The sequence below is a fragment of the Pontibacter toksunensis genome (assembly GCF_042686245.1).
GTDB classification, from domain to species: domain Bacteria; phylum Bacteroidota; class Bacteroidia; order Cytophagales; family Hymenobacteraceae; genus Pontibacter; species Pontibacter toksunensis.
This window is the reverse complement of record NZ_JBHUOX010000033.1, coordinates 1-24,881: the sequence shown is the minus strand read 5'-3', so window position 1 is coordinate 24,881 and position 24,881 is coordinate 1. Positions and strand designations below refer to the sequence as shown.

At 49.4% G+C, this 24,881-nt stretch carries 12 protein-coding genes; 6 read left to right on the top strand and 6 right to left on the bottom strand.

The window, feature by feature from the left end; genetic code table 11:
* Positions 1–511: 511 nt before the first annotated feature.
* Positions 512–1,954: a glycoside hydrolase family 28 protein gene (locus ACFS7Z_RS24710; RefSeq protein ID WP_377491212.1), complete on the bottom strand. Its 1,443-nt coding sequence runs from the start codon at positions 1,952–1,954 to the stop codon at positions 512–514.
* A 415-nt stretch (positions 1,955–2,369) separates the two neighbouring features.
* Between ACFS7Z_RS24710 and ACFS7Z_RS24705 the strand changes: the two genes are divergently transcribed.
* Positions 2,370–3,596, top strand: coding sequence for a TolB family protein (locus ACFS7Z_RS24705; RefSeq protein ID WP_377491209.1), 1,227 nt, complete (start codon positions 2,370–2,372; stop codon positions 3,594–3,596).
* A gap of 529 nt (positions 3,597–4,125) precedes the next feature.
* Here the strand turns inward: ACFS7Z_RS24705 and ACFS7Z_RS24700 are convergent.
* From ACFS7Z_RS24700 to ACFS7Z_RS24685, 4 genes are all read right to left on the bottom strand, one after another.
* Positions 4,126–6,006, bottom strand: coding sequence for a rhamnogalacturonan lyase (locus ACFS7Z_RS24700; RefSeq protein WP_377491207.1), 1,881 nt, complete (start codon positions 6,004–6,006; stop codon positions 4,126–4,128).
* Positions 6,007–6,014: 8 nt separating this feature from the next.
* A complete protein-coding gene (locus ACFS7Z_RS24695; protein WP_377491204.1) occupies positions 6,015–7,490 on the bottom strand; it encodes a rhamnogalacturonan acetylesterase in 1,476 nt (491 codons plus the stop codon).
* A 29-nt stretch (positions 7,491–7,519) separates the two neighbouring features.
* On the bottom strand, positions 7,520–8,947 hold the full coding sequence (locus ACFS7Z_RS24690) for a glycoside hydrolase family 88/105 protein (protein ID WP_377491201.1): 1,428 nt from the start codon (positions 8,945–8,947) through the stop codon (positions 7,520–7,522).
* 468 nt (positions 8,948–9,415) lie between these two features.
* On the bottom strand, positions 9,416–10,720 hold the full coding sequence (locus ACFS7Z_RS24685) for a DUF4861 domain-containing protein (protein ID WP_377491198.1): 1,305 nt from the start codon (positions 10,718–10,720) through the stop codon (positions 9,416–9,418).
* A gap of 434 nt (positions 10,721–11,154) precedes the next feature.
* Between ACFS7Z_RS24685 and ACFS7Z_RS24680 the strand changes: the two genes are divergently transcribed.
* Positions 11,155–12,303 (top strand): glycoside hydrolase family 88/105 protein, encoded by a 1,149-nt coding sequence (locus ACFS7Z_RS24680; protein WP_377491195.1) that lies wholly within the window; start codon positions 11,155–11,157, stop codon positions 12,301–12,303.
* 414 nt (positions 12,304–12,717) lie between these two features.
* On the opposite strand, the gene ACFS7Z_RS24675 is transcribed toward ACFS7Z_RS24680, so the two are convergent.
* Positions 12,718–13,653 carry a glycoside hydrolase family 43 protein gene (locus tag ACFS7Z_RS24675; protein ID WP_377491192.1) on the bottom strand — a complete coding sequence of 312 codons (936 nt, stop codon included), beginning with the start codon at positions 13,651–13,653 and terminating at the stop codon, positions 12,718–12,720.
* A gap of 435 nt (positions 13,654–14,088) precedes the next feature.
* On the opposite strand from ACFS7Z_RS24675, the gene ACFS7Z_RS24670 reads away from it, so the two are divergent.
* The 4 genes from ACFS7Z_RS24670 to ACFS7Z_RS24655 all read left to right on the top strand — a co-directional run.
* Positions 14,089–16,494, top strand: a complete 2,406-nt coding sequence (locus ACFS7Z_RS24670) for an alpha-L-rhamnosidase-related protein (RefSeq protein WP_377491189.1) — start codon at positions 14,089–14,091, stop codon at positions 16,492–16,494.
* A gap of 932 nt (positions 16,495–17,426) precedes the next feature.
* Positions 17,427–20,606: a SusC/RagA family TonB-linked outer membrane protein gene (locus tag ACFS7Z_RS24665; protein ID WP_377491186.1), complete on the top strand. Its 3,180-nt coding sequence runs from the start codon at positions 17,427–17,429 to the stop codon at positions 20,604–20,606.
* Positions 20,607–20,618: 12 nt separating this feature from the next.
* On the top strand, positions 20,619–22,478 hold the full coding sequence (locus ACFS7Z_RS24660; protein WP_377491183.1) for a RagB/SusD family nutrient uptake outer membrane protein: 1,860 nt from the start codon (positions 20,619–20,621) through the stop codon (positions 22,476–22,478).
* 92 nt (positions 22,479–22,570) lie between these two features.
* A partial coding sequence (locus tag ACFS7Z_RS24655; protein WP_377491180.1) for a VCBS repeat-containing protein occupies positions 22,571–24,881 on the top strand: 2,311 nt, incomplete at its 3' end.

Genomic DNA, 24,881 nt, shown 5'->3' with positions numbered 1-24,881 from the left:
TCTTTATGTTTATGCCTTTTATGAAATTACTTACACAAGAATAAGCACGATTAAAGTTATAGAATGCAGTGTTTGCGGGGGAAGGAATAGCTTCTGTTTGTGCTAGCAGGATACAGCAGGATAGGTGAAGGGAAATAGTTAAATAAATTGTATGCAAACGTTGTATATCAGGCTTTCTATAAGAAAGTGGTAACCTTCAGGATTATGGCCAGATAGACAGAGAACTGGAGCAGAGAGAAGCTGATAGCAGCTTCAGAACAGGTGGAAAGCTGAAGGTTAGTCGTAACTCATCAACATTTAAACACAAAGGAGATAGGCAGCAGTATAAGCTGTTCAAAAATAAATTTTCATACATAACCTGAAAAGAGCCTGGACCATCCTAGAGTCACAGGCTTTTTCTTTATCTGTGGGTTTATAGCAAATGTTACTGGCGCATGTCGACAGACGAGTACTTATTACAAAAGAGTCTTTTTACTGGAGAATGGACGTAATAGGACAGTCATACTAGGTTTTAGAGATTTACATTCGTGCTGTTCTGGATTTCAATCTCGCTGTCATCTTCCGTGTCGATGTCCACATCATCAAAGGTCCAGTCTTTTGCATAAGAGATTTCACCGGCTGTTTTGGCTTCTATTTCAATATCATTCAGGTGGAAGTTCTCTATGGAAGACTGCGGAATTCCAGCAGCAGAAAGTGCCTTTTTAGCATCATTAACTTTAATGTCGGAGATATAAACATCTTTGAATTTAGGAATGCCCCGCTCTTCCGGCTCTACTTTCTGCAGCATCGTTTTCCAGTGTTGCGGAATGGTTTCATAAGAATAGCCTTCCGGTAAAGTAGAGTAGCTGTAACTCGGGTTCCAGTTCATCGACACCTCAATCGGGGTACCCACACCATTCATCTCGATGTCCTGCATGTAAATGTTTTCTACTGTGCCGCCTCTCGTGGTAGCCGACTTAAAGCGTATCCCCACACCGGTTCCTTTGGCTTTCAGGTTATGCGCCAGTACATGCCGGATGCCGCCGGAGGTTTCGCTGCCAAAGGTGATAAGTCCACCTCCTGCGCGGGAAATGCAGTCGCGGATTAGCACATACTCTGTAGGGCGGTTCACCCGCAGGCCATCCCAGTCACGGCCCGCCTTCAGGCAGAAGTTGTCGTCGTTGCAGTCGATGTCGCTGTTCTGCACGAGTATGTAAGAAGAAGAATCAATGTCAATGCCGTCGGTGCTGGGGCCGTGCCCGTCAATGTTGTTTTGTATTACCACGCCGTCTACGGTAATATGGTTTGAATACAGGATATGGATGGTCCAGAAGCCGGCTTGCTTCATGGTGATGTCTTTGATGGTTACATCCGAAGACTCCGAAACCAGCAGTGTGCGCGGACGTTTGGCATCGTAGTCTACGATCCAACGCAGCCCTTTCGGTTCATACTCCTTGCGCATGTTCCAGTACAGGTCCCAGAACGGCTTCCCTTGGGCATGCACGATTCCTTTACCCGAAATAGCTACATTTTCCTGGTCCAGCACATTGATAAGCGCCGAGGGCCATCTCATTTCAATGCCCGCCACACGGGTGTCTATCTCCGGGTAATCCGCCAGGTTCTGGCTTCCTAAAATCTGAACGCCCTCATCTATGCGCAGGTGCACCCCTTTCTTCAGGTAAATAGAGCCTGTGAGGTAATCACCCGGCTTAAACGTGACAATGCCACCACCTTTGGCTGCACAGGCATCTATGGCTGCCTGAATGGCTTTGGTGTTAAGTGTCTTTCCGTCGTTCAGAGCGCCATACTTTGTCACCTCATATACTTTTTTCTTGGTAGGCATTCTCTTCGCGCCCACTTCCTTCAGCCACGCCAGTTTTGGCAGTTCGTCTTTTACAGGCTTCGCCTGAAAGGCTGCAAAAACTAACGCAATGAAGGGTAATAAAAGCAGGAAATAAATATTTCTGTTTTTCATGGAACAGGTAGTAAATCAGCAATCAGTTTAAAAACAGGCGAAGGTGTAGCAAGCTCTAAGTTTAAATATAGCTTGCTCTGTTCAATTCCCTGTCCTGCACTATCCTGCAATCAACCTGCAGATGAAAGTATGGACCATTTCTTTTACCAATAAAACTGCATTTTGCAGCGGTACCCTATACCACAGGATACTTCTCCTTTTTGGTAGGGCTATATTACACTTTGAACTGGCAGAGTAGAGGCTGGATAATAGTAGCGAAAAAGAAAGTTTTACATCTGAAAATATATAAATGAGCTGTTCCTGGTTAAAAATGTGGAAGCGAGATTTACCATGCGCTCCGGTGCAGAATAACGCTCGTTTTTTATTAATTGGTATTTGTGTCCTGTGTCTTATTCCGGCTTCCTACGCCCAAATTGTGGAGGGGGTCGACTACTCCGACAGGGCGCATGTAGACAAAACCTTTGACATGGCGGGGACCGATATCTTCGGGCAGCGCTTTCCTTCGGAGGCTCTAACCATTACGGATCCTGTAACAGGTGTTCAGGTTACTGCCTTGACCACGTCCAGGCACAGCAGTTCCAAGATTTACCAGGACCACCCCAACTGGACGGCAGATGGAAAGCACATTGTGTTCAGTTCGAACCGGAATACGGCAGCAGGTGGCAATGTTACCTTTGCCAGCGACAAAACGCCGCAAAGAGTCCGCCAGTATTACGCCATCTCCATGGATAACTACGAGATTGTGCAGGTGACGACAGGAAACAACCGGGGCGACCTTCTTTTAGGTCATAGAAGAAATGTAGCCTTCCGGATTCGTGATAATGAGGTAATCGAACTGAACCTGGAAAAATTACTCTCCGACAGCAAACAGGGAAAGGTAAAGGAGCCAGCCAGCTACGAAAAGGTAGTCGCCACCATTCCTGAAAACCTGCAACCAGGCGGGACGTGCCTGGATGTAAATGACAAAAGGATTTTCTTTTCGACAAGGGCAGAAGATGATCGTTCAGCTATCTATAGTGTAGACTTTGACAGTAACAAAACAACAAAGCTGGTAGAGGTGCCTTTCAGGACTGGCCATTTCCAGGCGAACCCTTTTGTATCAGGTGAAATGATGTACTGCTGGGAAACAGGTGGCGATGCGCCGCAGCGGATGTGGGTATTGAGTGTTGACAAAAAAGGTAAAGTGACCAACCGGCCAGTGTACAAAGAAAAGGCCGATGAGTGGGTGACACATGAAGTGTTTGCTGGTCCCGACCATGTACTTTTCAACCTGATGGGCCACATTGACCGGCTGAGAAAGAATCCTACAGGTATTGTCTTATTTAATATCCGCACCAATGAAGTCGCCAAACGATTGGGACAGGCAAAAGAGCTTGGCGGCTACTGGCATTCTGCAGGTACACAGGATTTAAAATGGGCCGTAGGCGATTCTTTTGACGGGAACATCTACCGGATAAATATAGAAACGGGAGATGCAACTTTACTTACGACCGGCCATCGCCCGAATACTAAAAGTCCGTTTTCAAGCCAGGCGCACGCCCATCAGTCCATCAGTCCGGATGGGAAATGGGTGCTGTTTAATTCCAGTATGCTAACCGATAGTGATATCATGATGGTGCCGTTGCATCCGAAGGGGCTATAGAAGGGGCTATAGTTGACTTCTCACTGGCGCAGGCTTGTAATTGGTAGCTTTTTTATTCTACTGCAATAGCCTTTCAAAAGCTGTAAGTAAAATAGTCTTTCATAGGCTTAGTTACATGCCAGAGCTTAATGTGAGGTGTGTCTAAGCTGCCGTTGTACCTGTTTATCCAGCGACTCACTTGTCACCTTCTCCGTGGCTTCGTCTGTGCTCTCTAGGCCGAGAGGCCTCGTCTTTGGGAATCGCGCTGTGTAACTGAAGCTGCCTCTGCTCTGCTCCGGCTGCCTCACTGCGTTCAGCACCGCAACATTTACAAGGCGCTCAACCCAAAGACTGGAAACAGCTTCACTTTGTGCTGGCAATTATCAGAAAGAAATGTAGCAATGGAAAAAGCCCTTGGCGAAATGAAAAAGCAGACTCCCCTTCTTGGACAAGGAGGGGTAGGGGTGGTTTGACCCGGTAAGCGCCAGCGAGTCTAGGGACTCGCACCCACTGTGCGTCACCAGTTGGATACCGGCGCCAGGACTGATGGCTAACGCTTAGAGGTTCCCGTTTTTGCACCACCATTATTCGGAACGACAATATTCGGACGAGGCGGCTTTTGCATACCATGGCCCAGGTAGAAACTGGTATGCGGCGGCTGGTTATAACCGACGTTCTGCCACGTAATGCTCATACGGTACTGCGGGTCGTGCATGAGGGTGTACAGGCGGTGGTTAGTGGGAATGGTGGTGGTATAGATGCGCAGGCTTTGGTTGTCTTCTGTTCTGAAGATTACTTCCTCGCGCCAGTCGCCAAACAAGTCTGCGCTTAAGGCGGGTGTTGCTTTGGTGCCGTTGTTTGAGGTGGCCCCATCCGCTGTAAGTAACCGCACCTGTTGCTCCTGCTCATAATCCCATTTATCAATATAGTTGCTGTTAAGGAGCTCCCGCAGCAGGTCACCGTCCCACCAGATGGCGAAGTTGGTTGAAGAGGGGTTTTGGCCTATTTTCTCACCTTTAACATTATACAAACCCTTATTGCCGTTCCACCACATTTCGGATCCCGGGTTGCGGGGGTCGATGTCGGCAGCCAGGCCGCGGCCTACGTCTTTCCCTTCTTCGCCTCCCCAGATAATTTCTCCTGTCCGGGCATTATAGAGCGCTACGCCGTAGCCGGTTGCGTTTGTCTCGTTTTCATGGATGCCCCATGCAAGTTGGTCCGGGTTAGCCGGGTCAAGCTGACTTACGTGCAAGGCGTCGCCGTGGCGGAGGCCGGTGGTGTAGAGGCCCTTGCCATTGTCATCTACCGCCATCGCACCGTAAACTATTTCGTCCTTGCCGTCCCTGTCTATATCATTTACGCTCAGGCTATGATTGCCCTGGCCGGAAAAGGGATTTTCACCGTCTTCTGAGTCAAACACCCAGCGGGAAGTTAGCTTGCCATCGCGCCAGTCCCAGGCAGCAATTACTGATCGGCCGTAGTAGCCGCGAGCCATCAGCACACTGGGCAGTTTGCCGTCGAGGTAAGCGGCTCCGGCCAGGAAACGATCTACCCGGTTGCCATCGCAGTCGTTGCCACTGTTGCCGCCTACGCCGCCCCATCCACACAAATCTCCCCTGCCGGGTATAAAGTCGGCGGTGGCAAGCGCGGCACCGGTTCTTCCATCAAACACAGTAAAGTATTCCGGGCCCTGCAGGATTTTCCCGTTTTTATCGCGCCAGTCTTTCGAGGCATCGCCAATTACTTTTCCTAAACCGTCTACAGTTCCGTCGGCAGTTTTGCAGGCAAACTCGGCAATGCCGTCTCCGTCCATGTCGACCACAATAAACTGTGTGTAGTGCGCGCCTTCCCTGATGTTCTTGCCCAGGTTTATCTTCCAGAGCAGTTTGCCATCCAGGGTATAAGCATGAAAAATGGGTTCGTCTGTGAAGCCTTTGGCAGGTGTGTCGCGGCTTCTGCCTGTCATGTGGACGATAACTTCATATTGCCCGTCACCGTTCAGATCGCCTACAGAAGCGTCGTTGGGGGAGTATCCTTCCGGTGTCTGTAGTGGAATTGTCAGGTAGTTCTGGCGCCATACTGTTGTGGTCTCAGAAGGGGCTTGTTCTTTACTATTCAGCACCGGTCTTACAAAATAAGAGGGACCCTGGTTGATATTTATACCTGTGTCGGTAAAGTTTGTGCTTTCTGTGATAGGCTTTTTGTTCAGCTTTACAGGCTTTGTATTGCCGGTCTTCCGGTACAGGTTGAAGGCTGTTTCTTCTGGTTCTGTTCCAAGCAGGCGCCAGCTCACAAACACAGAATCAGCACCTGTATAAACAGCCACCACGCCACGGTTAAGGTATTCCAGTTGCCGCTGGGCAGTAGCCTGCGTCAGAGCCAGCGAAAGGAAGAAGCTCAAGAAGAGTATATTTTTGATTCTGTTCATCATGGTGAATTTTAGCTACCGTCTGGCTTCACTGCCGTTACATCAGGACTTTGCGGGAGCTGCCAGTTGTCCACCGGATCCGGGTTAGCCGGATCAAATGGCTTCACGTCGTCCCGCAGATAATCTGCCAGCTTTAAGTTGTTCTTTTTGATGCCCTCCACAATGCCCCTGGCAAGTTGATAGGCCCCATACGCACTAAAGTGGGTGTCATCCTTCAACTCTTTTTCCTGACCCGGGAAAGTGCCGCTTGGAAAGTGTACAAAAGCTTTCTTGGACTTTTCAGGGCCCATGGCTTCATAAAACTCCTTGCTCATGGCGTTCAGGTCGATGACAGCAACATTTTCTTCTTTTGCTGTCTGGCGCACCGCCTCCGGGTAATCACCCAGGGTGTTGACTATCTTGCCCTGCTCGTCGAAGTTACGGCGATGCATCGACGTGACCAGCACCGGTATGGCCCCACGCTTACGCGCTTCGGAGATGTAGTGCTTCAGCATGTCTTTGTAGGTGGTGAAGGGCTCCACATGAGAACTTCCCGGCTTCTGGTCGTTGTGGGCGAACTCGATGAACAGGTAGTCGTTAGGCTTGATGACACTCAGTATCTTTTCCAGTCTTCTTTCACCCACAAAAGCCTTCAGTGACTCGCCGGATTCGGCATAGTTGGTGACCACCACGCCCGGTTTAAAGAAGCGCGGAATCATCTGTCCCCACGCAGCCCACGGCTCATACTCCTGGTCTACCACCGTGGAGTTCCCTGCCAGGTACATGCTGATTACATCAGGTGTCTCCCTTATTTCGATGGCGGCCACACAGGGGCGGGAGTTATTGAATTCCAGCGTGAGTTTGTTGTCCCAGTTCAGGTAACCAAGTTCGCGGGACTTCAGGCGGATGCTTTCAACTTCATTGATGCGGGGTGTGCGTACATTCACGGTGAAGGTATGGGATTCCACTTTGCCAGCGGGTGTTTCTACTTTCTCCAGCATCAGGCGGCGCGACTCGGCTTTTACGGTAGTTGTAGACGTGCCCTGTAGGTCGCCCAGCAGCAAAGTTACTTCATAGTTTCCTTCAGGCAGATCTACTGCAAAATAAAAAGGCGCGTTGCTGGTAATAAAATCGCTGCGCAAGGCATCTGCTCCTTCCCGGTTAATGGCCTGCACAGGAGATTTGCTGATGATGCCGTAGCCGCGCTCGCTGCTATACTTTGTAGAGGGAAGCACCTGCTGATACCCTGCCTGCACTGCTCCCGCTCCGAAGTCAAACTTTTTCAGAATAGTATGCGCTGCATTCGCATGAGTAGTTGTGGCTGCCTGTCCGGAAGGCGGTTTAGGCCTCGCCATCTCTGTGTTAGCCTGTGCAGAAGCCTGCTGTCCGGTACTTGTCTCGTCCGTAGCCGTTGCTTTACAGCCTGACAAGAAGCAGCAGACAGTGCCAGCCAGTACCACCTGTCTTATAAACTGTTGCCTTATGGGCTGATACAAGCTTTGCTTCATGCCGGGTTGTGGTGAATAAACAGTTCCGATTACTGGTTCCTGGATGAGAACTGCACAGAACTATCGTTTATCTCATACTTGCTGCCTTTTAACAGGTTGATAACTTCAGCGCCTGCCAGTAAAACCGGACCATAGCCATGCGCGGCATACACGTTAATAGGGCGATAAAAGTAGAAAGCAGGGTCAAAGGCCATGCCTGTTCCCACGCAGGTTCCTTCCACTTGCCCCTTGTCGTTTACCTGTGTAGCAACTGCATTCCAGGCCAGCAACACCATCGGGCCATACGCCTGCTTATCTACCCAGCCCTTGTTGATAGCACGGGCAATGGAGTAGGTATAAATAGCGGTGGCGGAGGTTTCCAGGTAAGAGTTGTTGCGGTCGATGAGCTGGTGCCAGAAACCTTCACCGGCCTGGTACGCTGCCAGGCCCTTTGCATGTGCCCGCAGTTGGTCCATTACTTTAGGGTAGCCCGGGTGGTCTTGCGGAAGCACTTCCAGCAGTTCCACGAGCGTCATAATAGCCCAGCCGTTGGCACGCGCCCAATGGAACTGCGGGTGCGGTTCCATGTCCTGCACCCAACCGTGCATGTACAAGCCTTTCTCTTTGTTGAACATGCGTTCTGAGAACTGCACCACCTGCTTCACGGCATCATCATAGTAGCGGCGTTCCCCGGTCAGTTTGCCCATCTGTGCCAGTGCCGGTACGCTCATAAACAGGTCATCGAGCCAGATGGTGTTTGGCAGCGGGCGGTTTCGGGCCAGCGTACCGTCAGGAAGCCGGAATTCTTTGTTGCTGATGTAGTAGATGTAGTTGTCGATGAGGGGGCGCAGGTCTGCTTTTGTTACGCCATAGCGGCTGGCCTTTATCATGGCGGCACACATAGCACCTGCATCATCCAGGGCATGCGGCGCCAGCACCTGCCGGAGCGGGGTTTCCACCTTGGGGTTCTTCTTCATCTCGTTCCTGTAGTACGGCGCCAGGTCAGCCAGAAAATCCAGCCGCTCTGCCGTGTAGTTCGTGAAGCGCTTATCACCGGTGGCCTCTCCCGCCAGCAGCATGCCTGCGTAGGTTACCCCCCACTCATAACTGGTGAGCCGGAAGTCGCCCTGCTCTAGCTTTGCATCGCTGTTCAGCTTTTTGAGGTTGGTAACAGGCTTGCCCGTTTTCTGGTCAATCATACGCGCTGGCGTAGTGGCATCGAGGTAGGCATGCACCCGCGTCAGCACCTTGGTGATGTCTTCCACGGTGGTGGTGCCATAGGGTGTTGGGTAGTCAGGCTGCATGGCGTGCAGTGGCGTGGTCACATCTGAGACTTTGGCCGGCTTTGTCTGCGCTTGTGCCGTCTGAAAAGCAGCGACGAAGGTGAGCGCAAAGATGGCTTTCTTTGCCTGCGAGCTGAACCACTGATAGTTGCTGTACTGTACAAAAGGGTTTGAATATTTTGCTGCTGCTTTCATTTGATTGATTTTAGTAATGCGGTGAGATGCTTTACCTCACAGGCTTTGCCATGAATGTTGTTCCTGTTATCCCTAATAAAAGGATGATGATTCTAAAATAGTGAGAAAAAGAAGATAGGCTATCCTGTACTGTCCGGCTTGTGTTCTGGTATGTATGCTGTATAACCTATTAAAGTAAGGAGATAAGCAGGTATAGCACTTTGCATTACTCCATAAGCCAAGCTATATGTAGCTTTCAAGTCAAAGCTTTGAATTAGCTTTTCGCCTCGCCGGCGGGGCCCTCTTAGAGAAAAGTAGGCAAAAGAATCAAGACCCTCCAAATCGAGGGCCCCTACCCCCACTCGCTGAACGCTCGGACAGTGGAGTGTCATAAAGTGCACCTGGCAATTTTGTTTGTTTCGTAGCTTGAAAAGGGCTTATGTGGTAATGAAAATTGGTTTGCTGAAGGCTTCTGCACCTGAATTGCCGTTACTTAACTTGTACATCAACCTCGGCAGCTAACTGGCGGGTGAGGTCCTGGACGTAGTTGCGGAAGGAGGCGGGGTCCTTAAAGGCTTCGTTGCTTCCTTCCCAGCCGCCTACTGCATAATAGGTGACAGGCTGGTTTTCCTGCGCCTTCATTTTGGCAAAATAAGCCTGTGCGAGTTTGCCCGAAGCAGGTGCTTCCATGTAGCCCAGATAAGCAGCCTTGGGTAAAATGAGCGCCAGGCCCAGTATCCATTCGTTGTTGTAGGTTTCGCGGTCGTGGGTTAGCAGCACGACCCATTCATCATCTACATTGATTTCTGCAATTGAATCCGTCTTATCGAGGTTGTTCATGCCGATGAGCAAGGTTTCATCGCCTTGCACACCAGCGGCTTCGACGGTGTTACGGTACGCGTACATGCCTGGCCAGATGGTGGGCTGCTCTTCTACCGTATAGGACCGATCGGTGCCGTCAGGCTTCCAGTTGTTGTAACGGAGCTGCAACATGGATCGCACAGGTCCTTCCGTCAGAATCTTAAAGCTGGTGTTTTCGACATTGTTCACCGTGTCATTTACTGTTACCCCAAGGCGGTAGGGCGTGTCGCCAATCATCAGGGCTATGCCGCCAATGCCTGTTGAGTTGCCTACTGCCATAATATCCCGGCCCCATTCCTTCATTTCATGGTAGTTGTCTTCCACGGCACCGGAAGCACTGATGCCCACTGTTTCCGGTGACATATAGGAAACTTTCTTGCCGAATATGTCTTTGGCATTCCGGCCATCAAAATAATGGCGGAAGCCCACCTTATCGTTTTCCCAGGCAGGGCCATCGGTTTGGTAAGGCTGATAGCCATAGTTGGCGCTCTTCGGTAACTGGTTAGCGTAGAGGGTGTCGCTTGTTCTGGGTTGCACAGGTGAGTCTGCAGCCAGACGTTTCCCGAACCGGACACTGGTGCGAGTGGTATAACCCGGTTGCGTATTTGCCCATGACAAAAGAAGCGTTCTCTTTCCGTTCGCTGGTAAGTCGGTCACAAAAAATAGTTCATCCCATTTGTTGTCGCCATCCAGGTCATCCAACTGCGCCGCTACGGTATCTCCAGCCTGCGTGAGAAGGACTGGATATAAGTCTCCTTCGGGAATACCGGAAAGCTTGTCGCGGTTAACAGCAACGGCCTTGTCTGTCAGATCAACAGAAGACTGGTTGGTGAGCACAATCTCCTGCTGCTGGTTCTCCTTCTCAGACTGGCAGGAGAGGAGCGCGGTACACAGGCAGAAAAAGGAGAGCGAAGCAATACCTTTTTTTATCATAGGGGATATACTTGATTAGATGATGAAAGTAACAGTTGCTAACATTCTGAAAGGTGCAGCATTAGAGCCTTTAGGTTCTGGGCACGAACTTCTATGTTCCTGATGCTCCTGAAATGTCGGCTTTCCCAAATATACTAAGTAAGATATATCCTGCTATCCTGCCCTAACCTGCTTATAGAAGTAACCTCCTTAAGGTGCCTGTGGCTTGAGTGCTGCGTACCAGGAATTGAGACCTCATTCAGAAAATTACAGGATAGTGCAGGATAGAAATATAAACATTGTCTCTTACTTTAGCTTTACAGAGGCATACTAATTGCTTCTTTTGTATTCAATGCTTATAAACTGGTGCTGATAAAACAGCGTTTTCCATTTTTTTCAGCTTAAACACCAGCGAAATACTTCTTCGAAAGAGTTCTATAATTTAAATAACCAGCATGACTATCAGTATCACATCCCTTCGGAATACCTTCTTTTTATGTTTGCTGGCGTTTACCTGTGCGGCTCAGAATGCCAGTGTGGAGAAACTGCCGAAGAAGAAAAAGATTCTAAAAACCCTTACGCTTGCCAACAACTATTTCATGAAGAAGTGGACGGACCCCGGCAAGGAGATAGTGACAAATAAAACCCGCCCCAGCAACATCTGGACGCGTGCTGTTTACTATGAGGGGCTGATGGAACTATACAAGGCGGACCCGCAGCAACGGTATTACGATTATGCGGTGGAGTGGGGTGAAAAGCACAACTGGGGCCTGCGCGACGGGGTTTCTACCCGAAATGCGGACAACCAGGCAGCCGGCCAGACCTACATCGACCTGTACATGATAGACCCGAAGCCAGAGCGAATCCGCGACATCAAAGCATCCATCGACAACATGGTGAACTCTGAGAAGAAAGATGACTGGGATTGGATTGATGCGCTGCAGATGGCCATGCCGGTTTATGCCAAGCTTGGCGTCATGTATAAAGATGATGCCTATTTTGAAAAGATGTATGACCTGTATGATGCTGCCAAAAATGAAATAGGTGGCGGTCTATACAATCCGGAAGACGGCCTGTGGTGGCGTGACGCTGATTTTGTGCCACCGTACAAGGCGCCAAACGGCGAAGACACCTATTGGTCGAGGGGCAATGGCTGGGTAGTGGCGGCTTTGGTGAGAACGATGGATATCATGCCGAAGGATGCACCCCATTACGAAGAGTATAAGAAAACATACCTGGAGATGATGAAGGCGCTGGTGCCCCTGCAAAGGCCGGATGGATTCTGGAATGTGAGCCTGCATGACCCGACACACTTTGGAGGCAAAGAAACTACCGGTACTGCCTTGTTTGTTTATGGTATGGCCTGGGGCGTGAACAACGGTTTACTAGACCCGAAAGTGTATACTCCGGTAATCGCAAAGGCATGGAATGCCATGCAAAAGGATGCGGTACATAAGAATGGGTTTTTAGGCTATGTGCAAGGCACCGGAAAAGAGCCAAAAGACGGACAGCCCGTGTCCTACACTAGCATGCCAGACTTTGAAGACTATGGCCTTGGCTGCTTCCTTCTTGCTGGCACCGAAATCCTGAAAATGAAGTATTAGTACCAGTTATGATCAAACTTATAGAAGGGAGGAGGCTGACTTAGGCCTCCTCCCTTTTTTATTAAGAAAGAGTATACCTAAACATGAACCAAGCTTTTCTGGTTTGTCATCCTGAAAGGATCTTGTGAGCAATCTGCAGGTAACTCACAAGATCCTTTCAGGATGACAAAGATTGGAGGTGGTTCTTTCTTTTGGTAAAACAGTAGTGATGTTTACTCACATCAGGTTAGTTCTATAAACTTTCCTTAGTGTAAGTGTGGCATATCAGGAGCTACCCCCAACAGCGCCGAACAGGAAAACGCGCCCCCGCGGGAGTGGAGCGCACGTAGCAAGCTATGAAAAAGGCCATCCATGAGTCGCTGGATAAGCAGCAGCTACTCAAGCCTAGGCAGAATCAGCTTCAAGCAGAAACAACTACTGTAGCTTCTCAAACTCATCTTTCGAGACTCTAAAAATACTGCCATGCCGCATACCCTCTGGGAAAGAAATCTTATCCGAAATGTCTTCCCAATTCTTCAGATCCTCTGACTGTACAGCCCCCATACTATGCTCTGTATACTTATCGAAGTACACGAGCCACTTGTCTCCGAGCTTCAACGTAGTTGGTCCTTCTGCCCAGTAGCCGCCCGTAATGGGTGGGCCGGCGGCGCTGTAAGGACCAGTTAAGTTTTCACTGTACGCTACTCTGATGTTCTTCTGGGCCGGCTCCCGGGTCTCATCTTTCAGGAACATCACATACTGGTCCTTGTCTTTTATAATGGTGGCATCTATCACATTGAAACCCGGCTCATACAGTAGCTTTGTGTCGCTGAAATTTTTAAAGTCTTTTGTTGTGACGTAATACATGCGGTGGTTGTAGGCATCATCTTTCTCAGACTGTGTTTCTGGGTAGAGCCCGGTAATTGTTGTAGCCCAGTAGATCATGTATTCTTTGTTCTTTGGGTCATATGTCAGCTCCGGAGCCCAGGTGTTGCGGGCATTGGGCTCATGCGCCATCACAGGAATAAACTTTTGCTCCGACCAGTTGATAAGGTCTTCTGAGCTGGCGTATCCAAGCCCTTTTTCATTCCAGCTCACTGTCCAGACCATATGGAACCTGCCATCCCCGCCCCGTATAATGTTGGGGTCACGCATGAGTTTGTCATTGCCTGCGGTTGGTTTCAGGAAGATGGAGTCGTTCTTCAGGGCTTTCCATTGGTAGCCGTCCAGGCTGTAGGCCAGGTGCAGGCCATCTCCGTTCCCTTCAAAGTAAGAGAACAGGTAAACATCCTCCTGCGCCGCTTGCTTTTGTGACACGGTACAGGAGACGAAGGCAAACAATACTAAAACAACGCACAATAGTTTTCTCATAGTAATTCCAGCTTCAGCTGCTTTGGTAGATGTAAGAATTTGTTCTGGAACTCAAGATAGTAAATGTGAGTAGAAACTGAATGCTTTGTGAGAAATGCAAAGTTTGCCATGTAGTTTCACTGGTGGCTAAAAGAGATGAAGGACACCTTACAGTAAAGCAGTTGATTGCTTCCCTCTATCTCAAACCAGGCAAAAGTCTGCTGCGCCAGAACCGTCCCAATTAGCGGGGATAGTTAAAAAATGTTTATCTGAAACTCAATCACAAAAATGAGAAGGCTTTAAAAATTTCCTAACGGTTTAATCTGTTTGCTTGTATCTCCTGTATGTTTTTAAACAGTACTGGATGATAATGGTATGGTAGTATGATAATTTTATGTAGATTAATAACTAAGATGCTACATGCTTAAAACTGAATTCATAACCCGAGCGGCCCTCATGAAAAAACTTGTTTTTCTATTTTCTGCTTTAGCAAGCATACTTCCCTTCTTCTCTTTTGCACAAATCCCCAACCCCGCTTTGCCAGAAGAACTGCTTGTTAAGCCCTGGCCTGCCCAGTGGATTGCAGTGGCAGGTGAACCAGTAAAGGCATTTGGTGTTTACCACTTCCGGAAAAACATAGAACTCGCCGCCAAACCCACCACTTTCCTGGTGCATGTTTCCGGCGACAACCGCTACAGGTTATATGTGAACGGGAAGCAGGTGTGCTTTGGTCCCGCCCGCAGCGATGTGTTTCACTGGAATTTTGAGACAGTAGATTTAGCTCCTTTTCTGAAGCCAGGCAGGAACACACTGGCGGCTGTGGTGTGGAACTATGGGGAAAACATGCCAGTCGCGCAGATGAGTAACCGCACCGGTTTTATTATGCAGGGCAACGGGCCGGCCGAGCGCTTGGTAGACACGGGCGCTTCCTGGAAAGCTATACGTAGCGGAGCCTATGCGCCCATCAACACCAACCTGTATACCTATTTCGTGGTTGGCCCCGGCGAAAGAATAGATGCGGCTGCCTATGACTGGGGCTGGGAAACAGAAGCATTCAATGACAGTAACTGGCCCGCAGCAAGCAGTATCTCACCTGGTCTGGTGGGTGGGTTGTTTGAACCCTGGCATGAAGGATGGCACCTGCAGCCCCGCAGCATTCCGGCAATGGAACTTACGCCGCAGCGGCTGACAAGTGTCAGGAAAGCGGTGGGTATTCCGGCGCCAAAGAACTTTCCGCAAAAAGCAGCAGCCTTCAGGGTGCCTGCCAACACAAAAGCTACGCTCATACTGGACCAGGGAGTTGAAACAACGGCTTTCCCGGTGCTGACGATGAGTGACGGGCAGGGAGCAACGGTCAGTTTACGGTATGCAGAGTCCCTATTTGTGGATGAAGGCAAAAGCATTGCAGAAACCAAGTACAAAGGCAACCGCGACAAAGTGGAAGGCAAAGTCTTTATTGGCTATAAAGATCAATTTATCTCTGATGGAGGAGAAGCACGCACTTTTGTGCCGCTGTGGTGGCGCACATACCGCTACATAGAGTTAGAAATAGAAACGAAAGAGCAGCCGCTCACCATCAACGACCTGTACGGACTGTACACCAGCTACCCCTTTGAAATGGCGGCTACTTTTGATGCGAAGCGTCCGGAACTGAATAAGATATTGGAGGTGGGTTGGCGTACAGCGCGCTTGTGTGCACACGAAACCTACATGGATTGCCCGTATTACGAGCAGCTGCAATACGTGGGCGACACCCGCATACAGGCGCTGGTCTCCCTGTACAACAGCGGAGATGACCGGCTGGTGCGAAATGCCATCAACCAGATTCGCTATTCCCATGGCCTGAGTGGCATCACCCAGAGCCGCTATCCCAGCCATTTGCCGCAATACATTCCCACCTTCTCGTTGTGGTGGATTGGGATGGTGAACGACTACTGGAAGTACCGCGGCGATGAGGCTTTTATAAAAGAGCAGCTGCCTGTAGCACGTGCCATCATCAGTTTCTTTGAATCGAAGCAAAAAGAAAACGGAGCCATGGGAGCGGTGCCTTACTGGACATTTACCGACTGGGCGGAGGCACCTGGATGGAAAGCTGGTATGGCTCCAAAAGCAGCAGAAGGAGGAAGTTCAGCAGCCTTGGACATGCAACTCCTGCTGGCCTACCAGGCGGCGATGCCTTTGGAGCGTGCAGTGGATATGCCTGCCTTTGCAGAGCAGTATGAGCAGAAAATTGAGGCGCTGAAAAGAACCTTGAAAAACCTATACTGGGATGCCGGCAAGGGATTGTTTGCCGATACGCCTGATAAAAAGAACTTCTCGCAGCACACCAATACGTTTGCTGTGTTAGGTGGTGTAGTGGAGGGGGAAGAGGCACGGGCGGTCATAGAAAAGGTGCTAAGTGAGCCCAGCCTCACGCCAGCCAGCATTTACTTTAAGTATTACCTGCACCAGGCTGTTGCGAAAGCCGGATTAGGGAACCGGTATATAAGTTTGCTGGAGGAATGGCGCACGCAGCTCTCCAAAGGTCTTACTACCTGGGCAGAGCAGCCGGAGCCGTCGCGGTCTGATTGCCATGCCTGGGGAGCCAGCCCAAATATCGAGCTATACCGCATCGTGCTGGGCATTGATAGCGATGCACCGGGCTTCAGTAAAGTGCGCATCACTCCCCACCTGGGCGACCTAAAAGAAGCCAGCGGAACTATACCACACCCAAAGGGCCAGATCAAGGTGAAGTACAGCGTCAACAGGAAGAATCAGCTAAAGGCAGAAGTGACCTTGCCTGAAGGCGTTACCGGTACTTTTGTGTGGAACGGCAAAGAAACACCACTGACCGGAGGAAAAAAGAACAGCTTATCGCTGTAGCGAAGCTGCTAATACAGGCAGGGGAAAGGGAATGACGTAAGAACTGTGTTTCATGCATTTTAAGACACCATCGTGGGAATAACTTGAAGACAACGACTTTTTTGATATGAGTGCTAGAGTGTTGAAAATAAAATCTTTGAGTTGAGCAGGAAGTGGGAGAGAGGTTTAGAAGGATTTTACCAGAAAGTCAGAAGCAGAACATTTTTTGCGGGGGCAGTATCATGCTTTACCTGAAAGCTCAAGGATCAGGCGAAGCGTGAAAGAGCTTTCTACCCCCTCTGAAGCCACCTCTTTTTCTGCTCCTGATAGCTTATGTTACGAAAATTACAATTTTAGTAATAAAAAGTAATTGCTTACTTAATTCTATAAAAGCTTTCTTTTCTATAATGTGATGTTTATATTTAATCTTCTGAACAGGAGCAGTGAAAGAAAAAGGCTTAGCTAAGACATGTGTTTAAGCTGCTCTTTAATTCTGGGAGGAAAAGGATTTTTGACATTGCCAGTATTACGTTTCGCATTGAACTATACTCTATCTCTTTATTGGGATAAACGAAATATATAGTATAATAGTAAGAATAATCTGCATCTGGACACTCATGTTTTTATAAAAATATGAGTGGGTTGAATAGGAGGTATCCTGATTGAAGTGCTTTTATATTATTAAAATATAATTGGTTCAAAAAAGGCAAGCAGATAAAGCAGCCTGCCTGAGTAAATTTCATATTTCATTTAACTAATAATAGGTGTTGCCAAACAGGAGGGATAATAGCCTCAAGTTTAGCAATATGCTGAGTTGTATTAATAGTTAAGTGTTGCGAGTACTATTAAAAGGTAAAGCCAGTCTTGCTGGTTTTTGGTGATCCTGTTTATTGGAGCACGTCATACATCTATACAAGCAATAAATAATTCTTTTCACTTTAAATCCAGAATCTATGCAACACCATTTACTCAAGAAGGTCAGGTACCTGCTGGTACTGCCTCTTTTCTTTCTCTCTGTTGTTGTAGCGTATGCTCAGGGCATTACGGTACAGGGAAAGGTTACCGACGACAAAGGTGTGGCCCTTCCTGGCGTGACAGTATTGCTGAAGGGCACCTCCACTGCAGCCCCAACCGGTGCTGACGGTACGTATACTATTAATGTACCGAATGGCAACGGAACACTTGTCTATTCCTTTATAGGCTTCTCAGCCCAGGAGGTACCCATCAATAACCGCACAAGCATAAATGTGCAACTGAGCACCGATGCGGAAGCATTGGAGGAAGTAGTGGTTGTAGGGTATGGTACTCAGAAAAAAGAAACCGTTACCGGTTCTGTTGCCGCGGTTAAAGGAGGGGAGCTTCAAAGATCCCCGGCCGTGAACGTGACAAACTCCATTGCAGGCCGCATGCCAGGCGTTGTGGCTGTAAACAGGAGTGGTGAACCAGGTTACGATGGATCCATAATCAGGATTAGGGGCTCCAACACATTAGGAGAGAACGGTGCACTGGTGGTTATTGATGGAGTACCAGCCCGTGCGGGTGGTATCGAGCGTCTGAACCCAGCCGATATCGAAAGTATTTCTGTATTGAAGGATGCCTCCGCAGCCATTTATGGTTCACGTGCAGCGAACGGTGTTATCTTGGTTACTACCAAGCGTGGTACAGCAGGAAAGCCGAAGCTGTCTTACTCCTTTAACCAAGGTTTTGCCCAGCCAACAGTTATTCCTGACCTGGCCAACAACGTTCAGTTTGCTGAAATGCGCAACGACCTGGAAATTTACAACCGCGTTCCAGTGTCTCTTTGGGGAGAAGCCACAAGGGCTTTCAATGAAACGGGAAGCTATACCCTGCCAGACGGTTCTACGGTAAATGCACACTATGATCCGGACGATTTTCAGAAGTTCAGAGATGGTTCTAACCCATGGACACACCCGAACACAGACTGGTACGACGCTACCCTGAAGGAGTGGTCTCCACAGTCGCAGCATACGCTGCAGTTGACAGGTGGTAGCGACAACATCCGGTTCTTAACTTCCCTGAACTATGTAAACCAGGATGCCTTCTATAAAAACTCTGCCACAGGTTACAAGCAGTATGATTTGCGGGTAAACCTGGATGCAAACGTGAACGAGTATATCAAAGCAAGTGTGGGTATGCTGGCGCGCCAGGAAAACCGCTTTTTCCCTACTGTGAGTGCTGGTGCTATCTTCAGGATGCAAATGCGCGGCCTCCCTACTTCACCTGCCCGCTGGCCGAACGGAAGACCGGGACCAGATATCGAAAACGGAGAAAACCCGGTTGTTATCACGACAAACGAAACCGGGTATGACCGCGATAACCGCACTTACCTGCAGTCAAACGGCTCTATAGAAATTACAAACCCTTGGATAGAAGGTTTGAAGCTGACTGGTACGGCTGCAGTTGATAAAATGACCCGCCGCCAGAAAAGATGGCAGATTCCGTGGTTCCTGTATTCCTGGAACGGAACAGATTTCGAGGCAGACGGTACTACGCCTATTCTTACATCCGGACGGAGAGGACCAGCTGATCCGAACCTGAACATGGGAAACGAGGAGCAGCTAAACATCCTGTTAGGTGCTATACTATCTTACGAACGTAAGTTCGGCGACCATGCGGTAACAGCAATGGCAGGTACAAACAGGGAAACAATTGATCATGATGGCTTCTCTGCCTATCGCAGATACTTTATCTCTCCTGTGGTTGACCAAATATCTGCAGGCGGTAATTTGGAGCGAAATAATGGTGGATTCGCATCCGAAAGAGCTCGCTTGAGTCACTTCGGACGTTTTGCCTATAACTACAAGGAGAAGTATATGGCAGAATTCTTATGGCGTTACGATGCTTCCGATATTTTTCCGGCTGAAACGCGTTACGGATTCTTCCCGGGTGTGCTGGCTGCCTGGCAAATCTCTGAAGAGGATTTCTTCAAGAATAACGTAGGCTTTGTCAATTACCTGAAGTTACGCGGTTCATGGGGCCAGATGGGTAACGATAATCTTGGCCCAGAAGGAAACCAATATAATTATCTGTTAACAAATACTTATAATACCTACATCATAGGCGGGCAGGAGGTACTGACCCTGCGTGAAAACAGAGTTCCAAATCGCGATATTACCTGGGAGGTGGCCACCAACGCCAACATCGGTGTAGATGGTCAGTTGCTGCAAGGCAAAATTAACTTCGAGTTCGACGTCTTCCACAATAAGCGGACTAACATCCTGTGGTTCCGAAATGCCTCTATACCGCAGACCACTGGTATTTCTTTGCCTCGTGAAAACATAGGGGAAGTAGCAAACCGTGGTTGGGATGCTTTAATTGGCTATAACAACCAGATTGGTGATGTGCTGTTCAACGTGAGCGTGAACGGTGGATATGCCAAAAACGAAATCCTTTTCTGGGATGAAGCACCGGGAGCTCCTGCTCACCAGCGCTCTACTGGTATGCCAATGGGAACAAGCCTTCGCTACGAGTTTGACGGTGTATTTGTGAACCAGGCTGAAATTGATGCTAACCCAATTGACTACAGCGCCATTGTTGGTACACTGCGTCCCGGCGACATGAGATACAAGGATGTGTCTGGCCCAAATGGTGTGCCTGATGGAAAAATTACTCCTGACGACAGAACAAGAGATCCAAGAAACGACATCCCTACCTTCCAGGGAGGTTTGAATGCCCGTGCAACCTACAAGGGCTTTGACTTCAGCATCCTGTTCCAGGGTTCAGCCGGAGCCGTGACAACCATAGGAACTGGTGAGATGGGAAGTATCGGTAACTTCCTGGAAGATATATATGTGAACCGCTGGACAGTAGAGAATCCTTCCTCAGAGCATCCACGCATCTCTGACCGCGGAAACCAGTATTTCTCTGGCGGTAACACCTACTGGATGAGAAGCACAGACTATATCCGACTGAAGAACATAGAGCTGGGCTATTCACTTCCGGCCGAGTTTGGAAGTAAAATAGGTCTAGATCAGTTACGTGTGTATGTGAATGCACTGAACCTGGCTACCTGGGATAAACTAAAGGTGTATGACCCTGAAAACGTGAATGCGAACGGCCAGTACTATCCGCAGTCGAGAATCATCAACACAGGCGTAACAGCAACATTTTAAGTGAATTCGAAGATGAAAAGATTTAATAAATTAAAAACCCTTTCCCTGAGTATTGTTATGGCCATGGTCCTGACGACCGGCTGTAATGATGACTTCTTAGATACCCAGCCCTTAACAACTGTACCTGGGGACCTCGTCTGGACAGACGCTGGCCTTGCCGAAGCTTACGTAACTGACATTTACAATGTGCTGGGCCAGGGCGGATTCGATGAGCAAATGCAGGCCTCTCTTACTGATGAGGCAATCTTTACGCACCCGGGCAGGGGCATTAACGTAATTACGGAAGCCCGTTCTAACCCTGCGGACCCAGGCTGGATCAACTACACCCTGAACTGGCCGAACATGTACAGCAGGATCAGATCAGCTAACATAGCCATCACAAACCTGCAGGACCCGCAGTTTAATGATCCTGCTATGGTGGAAAGGCTGTTGGGAGAGGCACTTTTCATGCGTGCCTATATGTACCATCAGCTAATGCGCTATTATGGTGGGGTGCCGCTTGTAGAGGAACCGTATGATCTTGGTGAGCCAGACTATACCCTCGACCGCAATACGTTTGCAGAGACGATTGACTTTATTGTGAAGGATGCAGAGCAGGCAGCCCAGTTGCTGGAAGGTAAATCCATGGCAAAGGGACGAGCCAACCAAGCGGCTGCACTGGCACTTAAGTCCCGTGTTCTGTTGTATGCTGCTAGCGACCTGCATGATATCCCTTTTGCCAGCTCACAGTCAAATCTCATTGCTTCTTATCCTCATCCGGAGCTGATAGGCTATGTAAGCGGTGACCGAATGGAACGCTGGCAAAAAGCGCAGGCCGCAGCCAAAGCTGTGTTGGATTTGCCTGGCTACGGATTTATGCTGAACCTGACAGGGCCGGTTAGCCCGGGAGAGGGAACGCAGAATTACATCGATATGTCTCTTTTCAGGAGCAACGCTGAAAACGAGATGATCTTTGGCCGCCATTTCATACAGTCAAAGAACGAAGCCGGCGGACGCGTAGGCTTGTTCAACGGCCCGAACGGGTACCGGAACTGGGCAGGTAATACGCCGCTGCAGGATTTGGTAGACGACTATGAAATGATGGACGGCACTGAGTTCGACTGGAATAACCCTGCGCATGCAGCGTCTCCTTATGAAAACCGCGACCCACGCCTGGACGCTACTATCCTGCATGATGCTTCTGACTGGAAACCTCGTTTCACGACCACAGCAGACCCTGCAAATGAAATCCAGACCGGGCAGTATGAGGTGATTGGCGCGAATGGGCAGAAAACAACTCACTTTGGCCTTGATACCAGGCAGAGCTCTATTGAAGACTGGAACGGTACCCGCACCGGTTACTACATGAGACGGTTTGTTGACCCGAACCCGAACCTGCGTGATATGAACATGTGGCAGCAGGTGCCGTGGGCTTTCTTCCGCTATACAGAAGCGGTGCTGAACTATGTAGAAGCCAGTATTCAGTTAGGAGAGGAAGACATAGCGCGGGAATGGCTGAACAAGATCCGCTTCCGGGCAGGTATGCCGGCTGTGACCGCATCTGGCCAGGAACTGATGGAACGCTACCGCAACGAGCGCAGGATAGAAATGGCCTACGAAGAGCAGCGCTACCACGATGTTCGACGCTGGATGATACCTGAAGAAACATTTGGGCAGCAACCAGGTATTATTGACATTAAAGGAACGCTCAAACCAGGTAAAACAGTAACAACCTACCAGTACAGCCCGGAGAACTACAACTATACCTATAACCCGATATTGCTGGGAGAAGGAGTTGAGAAACGGGCCTGGGACGACAAGATGTACTTCCTGCCAATCCACCGGGATGAAATTAACAGGAACGATAAACTGGCTCAGAACCCTGGGTACTAAGATTTATTTTATTATATTACAAGAGAAATCTATGCTGGTCCTGTACTGGCATAGATTTCTCTTTTTTACCTTTTATCCAATCGCTTACAGTAATGCGCACGCTCCGACCCACACTACCTGCCCTTCTGTTACTCACGCTAACCTTTTTCTCAGCCTGCCAGGAAAAGCCTGCAGTGGAGGAGAAGGAGCCAACAACTGCTGCCGATGTAACTAATCCTCTATTTACCCTGCTGCCTGCTGGTAAAACCGGTGTGTCCTTCTCCAACAACCTCTCTGAAGGGCTGAATACGAACGTGCTGATGTATGAGTACTTCTACAACGGCGGCGGCGTTGCGGTAGGCGATGTAAACGGAGACAGCCTGCAGGACCTGTACTTTACTGGAAACATGGTGCCGAACCGGCTGTACCTGAACAAAGGCAACATGCAGTTCGAGGACGTGACAACCGCAGCAGGTGTGGCCGGAAGAGAAGGCCCTTGGACGACCGGTGTCACCATGGCCGATATAAATGGAGATGGTTTACTGGATATCTATGTTAACTACTCCGGCAAGCTGCGCCCTGAGAAGCGGGAAAATCAGCTGTTCATCAATGAAGGACCGGATGCCAGTGGAGTACCGCGCTTCACAGAACAGGCAGCGAAATATGGTCTGAACAGCCCTTCTAACAGTACGCACTCTGTGTTCTTTGACATGGACCGAGACGGAGACCTGGACATGTTTCTACTGAACCATAGTCCGGAGTCATTGCCGGTACTCGATGAAGTCACTACGGCAGAGTGGCTAAAAAAGGAAGATGTGCAACGCGGAGTACGGCTGTTGAGGAACGATAACGGGCAGTTTCAGGACATCACCAAGAAGGCAGGTATCCAATCCTCCACCCTGACCTATGGCCTTGGAGCCGGAGTGGCCGACATCAACGGCGATGGCTGGCCCGATATCTATGTTTCTAACGATTATGATATTCCGGATTTCCTGTACATCAACAACAAAAACGGAACCTTCACAGATCGGCTGAAGACGAGCATGGGGCACACCTCTCACTTCTCAATGGGCAGTGATGTGGCTGATATCAACAACGATGGCTTTCCGGATATCTTCACCCTGGACATGCTGCCGGAAGATAACCGAAGGCAAAAGCTGCTGTTCGCCCCGGATAACTATGAGAAATTTAACCTCAGCCTGAAGTCTGGTTTCCACTACCAGTACATGCGCAACATGCTGCAAATTAACAACGGCAACGGCACATTCAGCGAGGTAGGGCAGCTGGCAGGGCTATCCAACACCGACTGGAGCTGGGCTCCCTTGGTGGCGGACTATGACAACGATGGCTGGAAAGACATGTTTGTTACCAATGGTTACCTGCGCGATTACACTAACATGGACTTCATTAAGTATATGGGCAGCTTTGTGCAGCAGAAGGGGGGCAGAATGCAGCGGGAACACGTGCTGGAACTGGTGAACACCATACCTTCTTCTAACGTCACCAATTACATCTTCAAAAATAACGGAGACCTCTCTTTCACGAACAAGGGCAGAGACTGGGGCATGAACGTTTCCTCCAACAGCAACGGGGCTGCTTATGCCGACTTAGATAACGATGGCGATTTGGATCTTATCGTCAATAACATCAACCAGCCAGCATTTATTTACCGAAACGAAGCGGGCAAGCAACTGGACCACCATTACCTGCAGCTCAGGTTGGAAGGAGTCGGCAAGAATACTTTTGGAGTAGGCGCCAAGATTATGCTTTATGCCAATGGGCAGCAGCAGTACCAGGAGCAGATGCCTTCGCGCGGTTACCAGTCCAGCGTTTCGCCTGTACTGCATTTTGGACTGGGGAAGGAGAATTCCATAGATTCACTTATGATAGTATGGCAGAGCGGGAAACAGCAGGTGCTGCGCGATGTGGAGGCGAACCAGTTGCTCACCCTCAAAGAAAGTGAGGCAGGCGCTCCTTTCCGTTCGCTAAGACCTAATGCTCCGGCTTTTGAAGAGACCAAAGCACCAGTGTCGTTCACGCACCAGAAAAATGCTGTAAATGATTTCAAGCGGCAGCCACTGCTGGTGAACCCGATGTCTTTTTCTGGGCCGGCTCTTGTGAAAGCCGATGTGAACGGGGACGGCCAGGAGGATGTGTTTGTGGGTGGTGGCAAGGGCCAGGCAGGGGCGCTATACCTGCAGCAAAGTGGCGGCCGGTTTTCCCAGAAACCTACGCCTGCTTTTGAGGCAGATAAGATGAGCGAAGATGTGAATGCAGTTTTCTTTGATGCAAACGGTGACGGGAAACAAGACCTGTACGTGGTGAGCGGGGGCTACCATGACTTTGCGCCGGAAGATGCCTTGCTGCAGGACCGGCTATACCTGAACGACGGTAAAGGCAACTTCACCAAAGCTGCTGACGCCT

Coding starts and splice junctions, on each gene's coding strand:
- ACFS7Z_RS24710 (WP_377491212.1), bottom strand. CDS start 1,954: ATGAAAAACAGAAATATTTATTTCCTGCTTTTATTACCCTTCATTGCG.
- ACFS7Z_RS24700 (WP_377491207.1), bottom strand. CDS start 6,006: ATGATGAACAGAATCAAAAATATACTCTTCTTGAGCTTCTTCCTTTCG.
- ACFS7Z_RS24695 (WP_377491204.1), bottom strand. CDS start 7,490: ATGAAGCAAAGCTTGTATCAGCCCATAAGGCAACAGTTTATAAGACAG.
- ACFS7Z_RS24690 (WP_377491201.1), bottom strand. CDS start 8,947: ATGAAAGCAGCAGCAAAATATTCAAACCCTTTTGTACAGTACAGCAAC.
- ACFS7Z_RS24685 (WP_377491198.1), bottom strand. CDS start 10,720: ATGATAAAAAAAGGTATTGCTTCGCTCTCCTTTTTCTGCCTGTGTACC.
- ACFS7Z_RS24680 (WP_377491195.1), top strand. CDS start 11,155: ATGACTATCAGTATCACATCCCTTCGGAATACCTTCTTTTTATGTTTG.
- ACFS7Z_RS24675 (WP_377491192.1), bottom strand. CDS start 13,653: ATGAGAAAACTATTGTGCGTTGTTTTAGTATTGTTTGCCTTCGTCTCC.
- ACFS7Z_RS24670 (WP_377491189.1), top strand. CDS start 14,089: ATGAAAAAACTTGTTTTTCTATTTTCTGCTTTAGCAAGCATACTTCCC.
- ACFS7Z_RS24665 (WP_377491186.1), top strand. CDS start 17,427: ATGCAACACCATTTACTCAAGAAGGTCAGGTACCTGCTGGTACTGCCT.
- ACFS7Z_RS24660 (WP_377491183.1), top strand. CDS start 20,619: ATGAAAAGATTTAATAAATTAAAAACCCTTTCCCTGAGTATTGTTATG.